Genomic DNA, 13145 nt, shown 5'->3' on the forward strand with positions numbered 1-13145 from the left:
ATAAAGGTCAGTTTTGGGCATAATAGGGTTTGTCCATTGCAGAAATTACATACTGTTTTATTCAAAGGCACTGCAAAAGTACCGTTCTATATTATGCAACGATTTTGGAAGAGACCCACAACGGCTGAGGCGTATCAATTGCACCAATTTGAGTTACCCCCTCGCGCCTTTTCATGAATCGATTGGTGATTTCTCAAGCGATTCAACGTACTTGCTCAATTGTTGCTTGCCACGACTGTGCCTGTGGGTCTCTTCCAAGTTTGGAGTTGTGTATGACTATTCCCTAATCATCATGCAACATATTAAAGTATTGTGTAGCAATACATCAGATTCTAAATATTGGCGCAGTTTTTAACGGTTCCTCGCTTTTTCATAAGCGGCGGCTATAGCTTCGCTTGTCAAAACCCCAATCACTCTTGTCGGCGCCTCTCTATCAACAACTGGGATTAAGCGGATTTTTTCTTTTGCCATTATTTTGTTTGCTTCAAGGATTGATTCATCCTCAAAAATTGATACTTTTCTGAGTGGCATTTGCTCAATTCTAAGGGTGGTTCGTTGCTGGGGCTCAACTTTCATCAACTCGTCCCATGAGATAACGCCTTCTAGCATGCCGTCTTTAATCACCAAGACATCATTGTATCGATTTTTAAACATTATTTCTAAGGATTCAGAGAGGCTTTGTTCGGGGTTAACTGAACCTACCTCAGGTTGCATAACATCTTTGACTCTGACGCTTGCCAGAGTCGTGGAAATTATAGTTTGTTCTGTTTCTTCGCTGGCTCCTATATAAACAAAAATTCCAACTAAAATAAGTAAGAAGTAGTTTGGAAAAAGAAAACCCGCAATAACCATGCCTATGCCAAATACTTTGCCTATAGTAGCAGCATATCTTGTAGCGTCAGAATAATTCATTCTTTCAGCTAGTACTGCTCTGAAAACTCTGCCGCCGTCCATGGGAAAAGCTGGAATCAAATTGAAAAAGCCTAATAACAAATTTAATACACCAAGGTCGAAAAGGAAGTTTTGTGCAAAAGCCAACGATGTTATGGATTGAATGAAAGCTTGCGGTGAAATCAACAAGTTAACCCCGAGAAGTGTGGCACCTAAAAGAAGACTGATTACAGGACCAGCAATCGCCATACGCCATTCTTGGGACGGCCTCTCTGGCAACTCCTCAATTTCTGAAACCCCACCAATCGGATACAAAATTATTTTTCGAACTCTAATCCCATAATGTCTTGCTACAACAGAATGCGCAAGTTCATGGAAAACTACAAAAACAAAAAGGGATAGCACCATAAAAAACGGATAAAACCGTGGATAAGACAACACAAAAACTGCCGCTATCAAGAGAACAAAAGTTATGTGCAGTTCAATGGGAATCCCCCACACGGAAGCTATCTTAAAAGAATACTTCATACATAAAGGATGAGAGGTTTACTTTTTTAAATTTTCGATACCCCAAATAGCATTGCATATAAACCTAGATATAACAGTTGTTTAGCCCAAAACTGGATATGATTCCAGAGTTCCATGTTTAAACTATAGGGGGTCTATCGTATTGGCGATAAACCGCACCAAAGGATTTGAATCGGTGCTTTATGTAAGGGGACGTGGTAGTTCAGAGCAACAAAACTGCGCCTATTTGTAGTATAAATAAGGGGCTATAGAAAATCACAGGTTATAGTTTTCAGTGCTCAGGTTTTTATTGTTTTTAGCCATTCTTCAAAGATTTCGCGCAGTTTTTGTGGGCTTTCCAATACATGCATGTCTTCCATACGTTCTAGCTTTCGCACGAGGTCTGCTTCTTCTTTGCGTATTCTTAACTTCATTTCTTTTCCGTTCGGAAGTTTCGTGTAAACAGTGCTTTCTTTATAGTCTGTCGGCAAGATGTAAACAGGTACGAAAGCCTTCAAACTCATAATAGCCGCATTCGTAAGTAACGTGTCGCTTATGCTGTTGGCGATTTTTGCAACGGTGTTGGATGTTGCAGGAGCAATCAATAGAAACTCGTACTTGCGCATCTGCATCCATGCGGCAAGAAAAGGCGAATTAGAATTCACCTCAACCATAACTTTTGGGAAACCCTGTTTTAGTTTTTCCTCAAGCCTGTAGAACTTTAGCACTGTATCCGCAGCTTTGGAAACAAAAACTTCTATTTCAACAAGGTTCTCTGACTGGCGTTTCAAATCAAGCATAACGTTAAGAATTTCTTCAATCTTGTCGCCTGCACCAGTTATGCCCCAAGCAACCTTTCGTTTTTTTATTTTATTTTCAGTCATGTTTACCCACTGGATTATTTTTCGCCGTACCGTTCAAGGAAATCAGCAAATCGTTTGACGGTCTTCCGTAAGCTTCTAAATCCTTCCTCGTCCAATTTTACTGCTTCCAGCGTATCTTTAGACCAGAAGGTTGCACCCAAATTTGCGCCGAAGAATCCGCCGCCTACCGGTATCACCCCGTTAATGATAAAAAACGCGTGGATTTGCATAAGTGCAAATTCCTGTCCACCTGCCCTGTCTCCGCCAACAGCAATGCCCATGCCGATTTTGCCCCTAAAAAAATTCTTATCAGAAGCAACCGCTGCACGCATTCTATCCATCACAGCTTTAATTTGTGCACTTACACCACCGTTATAAACAGGCGTAGCCAAGATTATGCCCTTTGCCTCGCCCAGCATGGCATAAAGCTCCTGCAAATCATCTTGGATAACGCATTCTTTGTTTGTAAGGCAAAAATCGCAATGTGTACACGGCTCTACCCAATTACCCCGAATAGTCCAAAATCTTGTTTCTAACCCCCTATCATTGAGCATTTTTAGGGCTTCTTTTAGAACATACTCGGTTGCTTGTTCGCGAGGGCTTCCGCAAATTCCTACAATCATAAACTTCAACTAAAGGTAACTATTGATTGACATTAAAGCCTTACCCCGAAAAGTTGTGCACAGAAGAGTCTAAGGAACTAGAGAATTTCTTTATAAACAAAGATAGAGGGAAAAGCGGTTGTTCCGCTTACTCGTTCTCGAAGTATTCTTCTGGCTTCGGTGGAACTGGAGGTAATCCTCTTCGTTCACGAATCTTCTTTATGGTTTCAGCCTGCATCTGTTCTGGAACTGGTGCCCAACGGCTAAATTGTGTAGCCCAGAAAGCTCTGCCTTGAGTGCTGCTACGAAGTTCATCGGCGATGCCGAAGCTCTCTGAAACTGGCATTTCAGCTTTAACAGTAATCATGTCTTCTTCAGAGGGCATGTCTAAGATTTTGCCGCGACGCTTATTTAGCAGTGTAATTACGGAGCTAACGAATTCGCTTGGCACTTTGCATTCAAAACTCAAAAGCGGCTCAAGCAGTTTCGGGTTGCTAAGCAGTATGGCACAGTAAATTGGTCGCCAAGTCATCGGGATAGCTTGTGCTGGGCCTCTGTGCACTGGGTCTTCGTGAAGCGTGATATCTTCGAGGTTGACTTTCAAGCCGTAAGCGGGTTCTTTTGCCAGCGGTGAAGTGTGGACAGCTTCGCGGAACCCAGTCTTTATGTGGTCAATGATTTCGTCTACGTATTGTCTTCCTTTAATGCGGTTAACCAAGATGTTGCTTTCTTCAACGGCTACTGCACCTTTGGCGTCGTCTGGTGCCCAACCTAAACTTCTTAAGATTTTGGTTCGCTCATCTTTACTTTGCATGTCAGTGATTTTTTCAGATTTTATTGCTTCAATTACCTCATCTGATAATTTCTCAATGGTTATCCAGAGTTTGTTGTGTTTGTTGGGGCTTTTACCCATGATTGCTGGACCACGGTAATCGTGGCTTATGGTTTCTCTGTAAATTACGATTGGCTTGCTGAGTTTCACCTTTAAGCCTGCTTCTTGCATGCGGTAGGCGGTAATTTCAAGGTGAAGTTCACCCATGCCTGAGAGGAGGAATTCTCCGCTTTCCTTGTTCATTACAAAGTGCAGGTTAGGGTCTTCGGTGGTGAGTTTGTGCATGACTTTGTCAAACAATGGCAAATCTTTCACGTCTTCAGGTTCGACGGCAACTGTGACGACTGGGTCAGAAACGTATCTTAGGCCTTCAAATGAGTGTACTTCGATTCCGTCTTCGGCTATGGTTTCACCGACATGCAGAGACGGTAAACCTGAGATTGCGCCGATGTTGCCTGCTGGAACACGGTCGATGATAACTCGGTCAGTAGCCATACTCATAAACACCTGCTGAATTGTGCCTTTCTGTTTACTGCTGACCAACTGCACAGTTTTCCCTTTGCTGATTGCACCGCTGAAAATTCTGCCAATAGCGACTGTTCCGCTATGGGGGTCAACTTCAATTGTTGAAATGCACATGAGCAATGGGGCGTTAGGGTCAACTTTTGCCATGCCAACACCCACTGGTGTGGTTGGGTCACCGGGCCAAATCTGCGGTTGCCTGTAGGGTTGAGCCTGCACAGGATTTGGTAGGTGTTCACAGAACATGTCTAGAATTGGTTCTGGTAAGGGTGCTTTTTTGCTCAGTTCATCAACTTTTCTACCGACATCTGCTGGGTCACCAGTGTATGCGTCGATGATGTCTTGGAAGGTGACTTTTTTCATCTTCATGTGTTTGAGGTTTAAGCCCCATTTGTGAAGGGCTGAACCGAATGCTACACGGCTGTCTTCAATTTTTACTTGCCAATCTTGTTTGTGTTCAGCAGGTGCATATTTCTCGATTAGGCTGTTGACTCGCAACAAAATCTTTGCGAATTTCTTTTGTATTTCTTGTGGCGTTAACTTGATTTCTTTGATTAAGCGGTCAACCTTATTGATGAACAATATGGGCTTTACACGTTCTCGCAGAGCCTGCATGAGAACGGTTTCTGTCTGAGTCATGGGTCCCTCAACGGCATCCACGACTACGAGTGCGCCGTCTACTGCTCTAAGACTTCTTGTAACTGCACCTGAAAAGTCTATGTGTCCTGGTGTGTCGATGAGGTTGATTAAGTAATCTTGGTTCTCGTAGGTGTGGACTAGACTGACGTTTGATGCGAAAACAGTCATTTGACGTTTCTGCTCTAGGTCCCATGAGTCAAGGAACAGTTTTTGACCCGCGGTTTGGGTGCTGATGATGCCTGCAGCGGCTAGAAGACTGTCGGATAATGTGGTTTTTCCGTGGTCTACATGCGCAATGATGCTTGTGTTGCGTATGATTTGCGGGTTGTTCATCAGTTTAACGATTTCTTCTGTTTGTCTATAACGTGCCATGATTATGCATTCTCCAACTTGGTTAATTTTACAGCTTGAAAGATTTGTTTTTTAAATGTTGGAACCATTACTTTTAATCTCACTAAACTGGTAAGCTACAGGGAAATTGAGTTTGTGACCTATTAACTTTATGGATTAAACCATCAAAACAATTGGGGCTAAGATAGCCTAATTGCTGAAAGGCTGGATTGCCTTTTTATCAGTTAAATTCTCCACTGCCGACTAAGCGGTGGCTACTACGCTTTGCAAGTTAGGTAAAATATGGTTTGCAAAAAAGAATAAAAGTACTCATTTTGTTTAGGCGGCAACGGAGGGCACCCAATGAGAAGCGTAGCAAATTCATGTAAAACAGGCGTAGCTGGTGGTTTTTTAAGGCTAAAAATTGCTTCGTTTCCGATTACTTTAAATTCAGCCAGCAATATTAAGCAAAAAATAACTCAAATAAAGAGTATACTAAACCATGAGGATGCAATGGTGTTTCAATCCATTTCCGCCCGTTCACGGCATTCTTTGAACGATTACTTAAAAATACTCTTGTTCTTCTATCGTTGTGGGCGATCATAAACACGTTCTACAGTTAATCATGGCAGGGTAAAGTTTGGAGAAAGCTGCTTCTAGGCCGATTAATGAGGTTTTCGCTGACCTAAAAACATCTGAAGAAGGTTTAACAAGCCAAGAAGCTAAACTTCGCCTAAAAAAATACGGCTACAACAGGCTTTCTGAGAAGAGACAAATTCCCTTTGTTAAGAAGTTTTTTAGGCATCTTAGAGATTTATTTGGTATTCTGCTACTCGTAGCGGCTGTATTATCTTTTATAAGTACACCCGATAATCCGTCACTTGGCATAATTATTCTCGGAGTAGTTTTCGTTAACATTTTCGTCAGTATGTTTCAGGAGTCACGTGCAGAAAAAGCCATGGCAACCCTGAAAAGCTGGATGCCTGAATACGCCAAAGTCATGCGTGACGGGGAACTAAAGAGGATTTCTGTTCGAGAAATTGTTCCCGGAGACATAATCCTTTTGGAGGAAGGTGATCGGGTTCCAGCCGATGCGCGGTTAATTGAAGCTTTTGATTTGTGGACTAATAATGTTCCTTTGACTGGCGAGTCTGAGCCTCAGCCAAGATTTGCTGACACGGTGGAAACAGTTGAAAAAGCGTACCTGTATTCGCCTAACTTGGTTTTCATGAGCACCAGTGTGGCGAAAGGTAAGGGTAAAGTTGTTGCTTACGCTACTGGCATGGATACCCAGTTTGGAAGAATTGCTAGCTTAACTCAAACAATCCAAGAAGAGGAAAGCCCTCTGCAAAAGGAAATCGGGTTGATGGCAAAGTTCGACTTTTTTATCGCCCTTGTCGTTGGGGTAGTCTTTTTCATTGCTAGTTTTCTTTTCTTGCACATTCCTCTAGGAACAAGCATATTTTTCATGATCGGTGTTATGGTGTGCTGTGTCCCAGAGGGCTTACAGGTTACAGTTTCAAGCGCTCTAGCCATTAATGTGCTCAAAATGGTCAAGCAAAACGTTTTGGTCAAACGGTTGTCAGCTGTGCAGACTTTGGGCAGTGTAACTGTGATTTGCACGGACAAAACAGGTACCATAACTAAGGGTGAGATGACTGTTAACAAATTATGGGTCAAAGACCGTGTAATCGAAGTCTCAGGATTGGGTTATAATCCTGAAGGCGATTTTACCCTACAAGGTAAATCGTTGCGTGCAGCAGAAACAGCTTCGCTTGAGCAACTTTTGGAGATTGCTGCGCTCTGTAACGGTGCAAAGATTGATCCACCTTCCGATAGAAACAAGCATTGGAGTGTTATTGGTGATCCTACTGATGGTGCTTTACTGGTTGCTGCTTTAAAGTATGGTTTAAACATCGAGAATGAATTGGCTAGGAAACCCATTGTGGATATTTTGCCGTTTAGTTTTGAGCGAAAGCGTATGACTACTGTTCATAAAGTGAATGGCGACTTTTATGTTTACACTAAAGGCGCTCCGCGAAATACTCTCGACGTTTGCAACAGAGTGCTTGTGGATGGCAAAATCGAAACATTAGATGAGGCAAATATGGCCTCGATTGAGTCGAAAATCCGCGATTTTGCTGACGAAGGTTTGCGTGTTATTGCCGTAGCTTTCAAGAAAATGCCCAAAGGCAAGTACAAGAAAGGTGTAGAAGTAGAGAAAGATCTGATTTTTGTGGGTTTAGCAGCGATGCGTGATCCCCCAAGAGAAGAGGTAAAGAGTGCAGTTGCTAAGGCAAAGCAAGCTGGAATCAAAACGGTCATCATTACAGGCGATTACGGACCAACAGCGCAAGTTATTGCTCAGGAAGTAGGTATTGTTGAAGGTTCATGTTGCCAAGTTGTTCGCGGTGTTGATTTAGAAGAGTTAAGTGATCAAGGAATCATTGATCAAGTTAAGAAAGGTAACGTAATTTTTGCACGTGTTTCTCCTGAGCAAAAGCTCCGTATCGTCAAGGTTCTAAAGGCAAGCGGTGAAGTGGTTGCGGTTACAGGTGATGGCGCAAATGATGCTCCTTCGCTTAAGGAAGCGGACATTGGCGTTGCCATGGGTGCTTCTGGAACCGACGTTGCCCGTGAAGCGGCAGATATAGTTTTGCTCAACGATAGCTTTGCGTCCATTGTTAAAGCAGTTGAGTCTGGCAGAGCAATCTACGAGAATATCCGCAAATTCATTGTTTACGTGTTTTCGCATAACTGGGCAGAATTGATTCCATACGTGCTATATGCTGTGTTGGGCATCCCATTGCCGTTGCTGGTGGTGCAGATTTTAGCCATTGACCTTGCCATTGACGTTATCCCAAGTTTAGCTCTCAGCCGTGAGCCGCCTGAAGCGGGAATCATGCAGGAACCGCCGAGAAGTCTCAAAGAACGGTTGTTCACGGGTAAGGTTTTCTTGCGTTCTCTCTTCATCGGTGTAATCATAGCTGTGGGTGCAATGTATGGATGCTTGAGTGCTTGGATGGCGGGTGGTTGGCATTGGGGTATGAATTTAGCGCCAAATGACCCTGTGTACATTAAGGGGGTTACGTTGACGTTTGCTGGAATTGTGGTTGCTCAAGCAGGAAATGTTTTAGCCAGCAGAACCAGCAAGCAGTCGATTTTCAAGACAAGCCTTGCAAAGAATAAGTGGATTATCTTTGGCATTATAGCTCAGCTTTCAATTTTGGCTTTCTTAATTTATGTTCCCCTAATGCAGGAGTTCTTTGGAACAACCGCACTTAATCTTTCAGACTGGGCATTCTTGCTTTCACTTGCCTTAATAGTGATTTTTGCTGAGGAGATTCGCAAGTTTTTCAGTCGAAGATTTAGCAAAACTGTTGAAGACTTGAGTAGGCATGACCACACTTAGAGCGTTAATGCTGAGCTTCGGGTTTTTTCTAGGAAAGAATTAATAATGATGAATGCAAATGTTGGGGGTATATGATGTATGAGACTTTTAAGTGCCCAATCTGCAAGGCTGAATTTACAACCCCTGAGAAGCTACGAGAGCACCGTATGAGTGCCCATAAAGGGTCAAGATTGTTTTAGAATATGCATTTGTTGTTTCACTAGTGTTACCACATTATTTTATATTTTCTGAACGGTTAGCTGTTGGTAGGAATGCAAGGGATAGCCAACACCGTTGAGCAGGTCAAGCTGCTGAATACCAAAAAAGGCGTCGCCCACCTAACTTTTCTAACGCCTTAACTATTCAGCACACGGCTTGACCTCTCAGCTGTCATTTTTTAAACAATTAACAAAAACAAGTTTGCTTGTTCTGATGGCTCTTCCATCTATTAAAGGCAGAAGCATCTTGTGGTTCAATATTGCTTAAAGTTTTCCGCGTGCCCCTTTCCATTTGTCTGCTCTTTTTAGGTATTCTTCGTAGCCGTTTTGCCTGATGAATTCAAGCTGTTTTTTGTACTGCTTGTATTTTGTCCCGTCCTTGTTCCAGAAAGTTGTCAGAATTTTGCATGGGTAATCTGGGCAGTCGGCGCATGTTTGGAGTTTTTTGTCCCTAAAACAGCAGAGCTTGATTTGGCATTTTGCCTTGTTTAGGTCTCGTCCACCGGTATCGTAGCCTAACTTGCAACCATGGCAGTATCGCTCGTTTGGGTACCTGTCTTTTTGCCATTGTCTGCAGGTCTTGCAGTATGCACCACAGCACCCAATCTCTATAATTGTCACAATGCTTCTTTTGAGTTCTCAGAGTTATATTCTTTACAGTCAGGTGTTGGTTGGTTACAAGTGATGCGTTGTGCTTTCTGTGAAAGTTGGTGCCGCATTTTAAATGAAAGACCGCTCGTAGCATTCTTCGTGTCTAATTGCGGTGCTTTTTCTGGTTGCAACTCGTTGTCCTTCGAGAATGGGTTTGTGGCATATTAGGCATTTAGCCTGCCCTTTTTTTTGGACTCGCAGAAGGAGTCTGTGAGTTATTACATAATGGTTTGTTGCCATACTGCCCACTTTCTTCTGAAAAATCCTTCACTTTTTTGATGTAAAAGCGTTTTTGTCAAGGTTTCTTGACTAAGAGTTAGTAAAACTTTCTTGACTAAAAATTTTAGATGAAAGCGAATACTTTTTGTCTGTTTACACCGCATATTACAGTTTAGTGAAACATGGTGCCGTTGATTTCAAGCTTTGATCCATGGCGTTCAGGCCTCTGCACATGCCCACCCAAACTAACGTTTAACCCTTACACAGGATGCGACCATCAATGTGCCTACTGCTATGCATCCAGCTACATCCCAAACTTTAAGGATTGCAGACCCAAAAAAGACCTGTTAGTTTCACTAAAGAAGGAAGCCGCCAAGCTCAAGGGAGAGACCATCTCGATAGCCAACTCCTCTGATCCTTATCCGCGAACAGAAGCGTCTGCTGGTTTAACACGACGCTGCCTTGAAATCCTCACAGAGAGCAACTGCAAAATCCAAATCATAACCAAAAGCAACATTGTAACCCGAGACGACGACCTGCTCAGCAAGGTGCCCGTCACGGTTGCGTTAACCATAACTACAGATGACGATAGCTTAGCAAGGCAGATTGAGCCGTTTGCACCTCTGCCTTCTCAGCGCATAAGAGCTGCCCAAGACCTAATCAAAACAGGCATCCCAGTCTCAGTTCGAATAGACCCCATTATCCCCATGTTAAACGATGAACCACAAAAGCTCATTTCAGAACTAGCAAGCATAGGCGTCAAACACTTAACATGCTCAACTTACAAGGCTAAACCAGACAACTGGATGCGCCTAACCAAAACCCTGCCCCAAACAGTAGAGAAGCTCAAGCCGCTCTATTTTCAGCAAGGCGAGCGCGTTGGTGGAAGCACGTTACTGCCCAAAGAGTTTCGATACAAACTCCTCAAAAGCATACGGGATTTGGCTTTGGCGAACGGAATGCAGTTTGGCGTTTGCAGAGAAGGCTTAAATCAGCTAAACACGGCGGCATGCGACGGCTCATGGCTCATGCCAAACGATAAGGAGGCTAAACAACGCAGACTCGCGTGATTATGCTGGCAGATTTTGATTACTTCTTTGCGCAATGCGAAGAACTCCGTAACCCAGCCATCAGAGATAAGCCAGTGGTCGTGGGCGTTTACTCAGGACGCACTGAAGACAGCGGAGCCGTAAGCACAAGCAACTACATTGCACGTAAATACGCGGTCAAGTCAGGCATGCCACTGTTCTTGGCGAAGCGTAAACTCGAAGGCACAGATGCGGTTTTCTTCCGCGTTGACCATGAGTACTACAACCAAGTAAGCAACCGTATCATGGATATTTTTCGTACTTACGCCACAAGCGTTGAGCAAGTCAGCGTTGACGAGGCATACTTAGACGTTACAGAACAAGTCGAGGGTAGCTTCGAAAAAGCAAAAGATTACGCCCAGAAGATAAAAGCCGATGTCAAAACGAAAGTCGGCATAACGTTCACAATCGGCGTTGGACCAAACAAACTCATAGCAAAAATAGCCTGCGACGCTCAGAAACCCGACGGTTTAACAATAGTGAAGCCTGAAGAAGCTCAAGCTTTTCTTGCTCCACTCTCGGTTGACCGACTTTTGGGGGTAGGCAAAAAAACTACTGCACGCATGGAGCAGATGGGCATAAAAACTATCGGCGACTTAGCAAAATACGACTGCCAAGTGCTCATCGAAGTTTTCGGCAAGGCACTAGGTATCTACTTTCACAATGCAGCAAACGCTATAGACAACGAACCTGTACAAGAGCAGGGTGAAGCAGAATCCATAAGTCGAATCGGCACCTTAAAACAGGACACACGTGACTTAGCGTTTATTTTGCAGAAAACCGCTGAGTTAACAGAGGACATTTTCAAAGAAGTATCAGACAAAAACTTGAGTTTCAAAACAGTTTCAATTTATGTTGTCATGACAGATTTAAGCAGCAAGAGCAGGTCAATAACGCTTGAACAACCAGCCAAAGACAAAGAAACCATACTGAGAAACACAAAAATGCTTCTCGAGAAATTTTTGAGCGAAACGACACTTCAAATCCGCAGAGTCGGCGTAAGAGTCGCAGGTTTTAGCAAAGAAGAACCACAGCAAAAACAAATAACAAGCTTTTTCTCAACAGCCTAACTGCGCCACGCTACCGACTACCCCGCAACCGTTAACAAAGAGAACTACTTTTCAAATGTCTACTTGTTGAGCGTATTACATTGCATCCTAAAAATACATAATCTTTATTAGTCTACAATGAGACTTCGTTGGACTCTTAAGAGGTCAAATAACATGTCACAGAAAAACAATGCAAACCAAAAAACACACCAGCACATGACGGCCCAATTGGCTGTCTCGGTTTCGCCTTCAAAAAAACGAAAAGAACAAGCCCAACCAACACTCTACATCAACAGAATCTAACATCCTTCCGCAGCTTAGACTTAAGTTGCTTGTGTGATGGATTTTTCAGGCATATTTGGAGCCTATTAGAAACTCGTTGCAGAAACTATAGAGGGGTAGGTCGTATTGGCGGTTTCCAGCGCCAAAAGCCTGCTGGGCAATCGGTGCTTTAAATAGGAGGATAGGGTAGCTGGCAGAGCAACAAACTTGTTTCGCCCATCAATTATCATGGTTAATGAGTAGTTTATGCTATGTTTTTATGAGAATGTATGATTTGTTAGGTTTGAAGCCGACTTTTAAGTAGACGGTTTTTGCTGCTAAATTATTCTCCGCTACGTAGATTATAGCACTTGGTGCTTTTTTTAGGCACTCTCCTAATAGTGCTGATACAATCGATGTGGCATAACCTTTATTGCGCCATTGCGGGTGCGTAGCAATCCATGTTACATGACTAATCTTTGCAGTTAACATTGCGTACCCAAAAGAAACCAGCTTGCCCTGCTGTCGGATTCCAAGCCACAGAGAACCTTCAGAAGGCAGTCTACACTCAACATCTTTTACGGTAATATCACTCCACATTTCAGGATAACACTCATTCATAAGCAAAGCAACCGCTTCAGCGTCGGCACTGCTCAGCACTTCCGGCTTCACCACACTGTCAAGATGCTCTTCACCCTTCGCAACGTTCATTAGAAGAATCTTTTCCTTAAGCGTAAAATTCGGAAATTTCCTGAGAACAACACTTTCACAGTTTTCGGGTGCTTGCACAACAATCTTCTCTAAAACCAGATTATGAAGTAAAAACTCAACTGCCGCAGGTTCACCGCGTAACTGAACAACGCTTTCATCATAAATCAACATTAACCCCAAAAGGGCATCTTCCTCAAATGCTATTAAAACCTTAGTTTTATCTCTCTGGAGCAACCAATCATAAATAAAAAAATAATAGTCGAAAAAATCCTTTGTAACTACATTCCAAAACACGTCTTCTAAATCTTTCGTAAGCACCACTGCTCTCATTCGAACCACTTAGAGCTAAAAAGCAGAGTGTAAAGAAAAAG

10 protein-coding genes are annotated in these 13145 nt (G+C 43.1%); 4 read left to right on the forward strand and 6 right to left on the reverse strand.

Going from position 1 to position 13145, the window contains the following annotated elements:
- Positions 1–351: 351 nt before the first annotated feature.
- From NWE95_12155 to NWE95_12170, 4 genes are all read right to left on the reverse strand, one after another.
- Positions 352–1392 (reverse strand): site-2 protease family protein, encoded by a 1041-nt coding sequence (locus tag NWE95_12155; protein ID MCW4004653.1) that lies wholly within the window; start codon positions 1390–1392, stop codon positions 352–354.
- Positions 1393–1697: 305 nt separating this feature from the next.
- A complete protein-coding gene (afpA, locus tag NWE95_12160; protein MCW4004654.1) occupies positions 1698–2282 on the reverse strand; it encodes an archaeoflavoprotein AfpA in 585 nt (194 codons plus the stop codon).
- Between the two features lie 14 nt (positions 2283–2296).
- Positions 2297–2884, reverse strand: a complete 588-nt coding sequence (locus tag NWE95_12165) for a flavodoxin family protein (GenBank protein ID MCW4004655.1) — start codon at positions 2882–2884, stop codon at positions 2297–2299.
- A gap of 127 nt (positions 2885–3011) precedes the next feature.
- On the reverse strand, positions 3012–5228 hold the full coding sequence (locus tag NWE95_12170; GenBank protein ID MCW4004656.1) for an elongation factor EF-2: 2217 nt from the start codon (positions 5226–5228) through the stop codon (positions 3012–3014).
- Between the two features lie 598 nt (positions 5229–5826).
- On the opposite strand from NWE95_12170, the gene NWE95_12175 reads away from it, so the two are divergent.
- Positions 5827–8598 carry a cation-transporting P-type ATPase gene (locus tag NWE95_12175; GenBank protein MCW4004657.1) on the forward strand — a complete coding sequence of 924 codons (2772 nt, stop codon included), beginning with the start codon at positions 5827–5829 and terminating at the stop codon, positions 8596–8598.
- A 461-nt stretch (positions 8599–9059) separates the two neighbouring features.
- Here the strand turns inward: NWE95_12175 and NWE95_12180 are convergent, their stop codons facing one another.
- The gene (locus tag NWE95_12180; protein ID MCW4004658.1) at positions 9060–9416 is read right to left on the reverse strand and encodes a DUF3795 domain-containing protein; all 357 of its coding nucleotides are present in this window, start codon (positions 9414–9416) and stop codon (positions 9060–9062) included.
- A 431-nt stretch (positions 9417–9847) separates the two neighbouring features.
- Here NWE95_12180 and NWE95_12185 point away from each other — a divergent pair, with 431 nt between their 5' ends.
- The 3 genes from NWE95_12185 to NWE95_12195 all read left to right on the forward strand — a co-directional run bounded on the left by NWE95_12185 (position 9848) and on the right by NWE95_12195 (position 12105).
- Positions 9848–10735, forward strand: a complete 888-nt coding sequence (locus NWE95_12185) for a radical SAM protein (protein ID MCW4004659.1) — start codon at positions 9848–9850, stop codon at positions 10733–10735.
- A 2-nt stretch (positions 10736–10737) separates the two neighbouring features.
- Complete coding sequence (gene dinB, locus NWE95_12190) at positions 10738–11823, forward strand: DNA polymerase IV (GenBank protein ID MCW4004660.1); 1086 nt, start codon at positions 10738–10740, stop codon at positions 11821–11823.
- Positions 11824–11976: 153 nt separating this feature from the next.
- Positions 11977–12105, forward strand: a complete 129-nt coding sequence (locus NWE95_12195; protein ID MCW4004661.1) for a hypothetical protein — start codon at positions 11977–11979, stop codon at positions 12103–12105.
- 228 nt (positions 12106–12333) lie between these two features.
- Here the strand turns inward: NWE95_12195 and NWE95_12200 are convergent, their stop codons facing one another.
- On the reverse strand, positions 12334–13104 hold the full coding sequence (locus NWE95_12200; protein ID MCW4004662.1) for a GNAT family N-acetyltransferase: 771 nt from the start codon (positions 13102–13104) through the stop codon (positions 12334–12336).
- Positions 13105–13145: the final 41 nt, after the last annotated feature.

This window comes from Candidatus Bathyarchaeota archaeon (assembly GCA_026014725.1).
GTDB lineage: Archaea > Thermoproteota > Bathyarchaeia > Bathyarchaeales > Bathycorpusculaceae > Bathycorpusculum.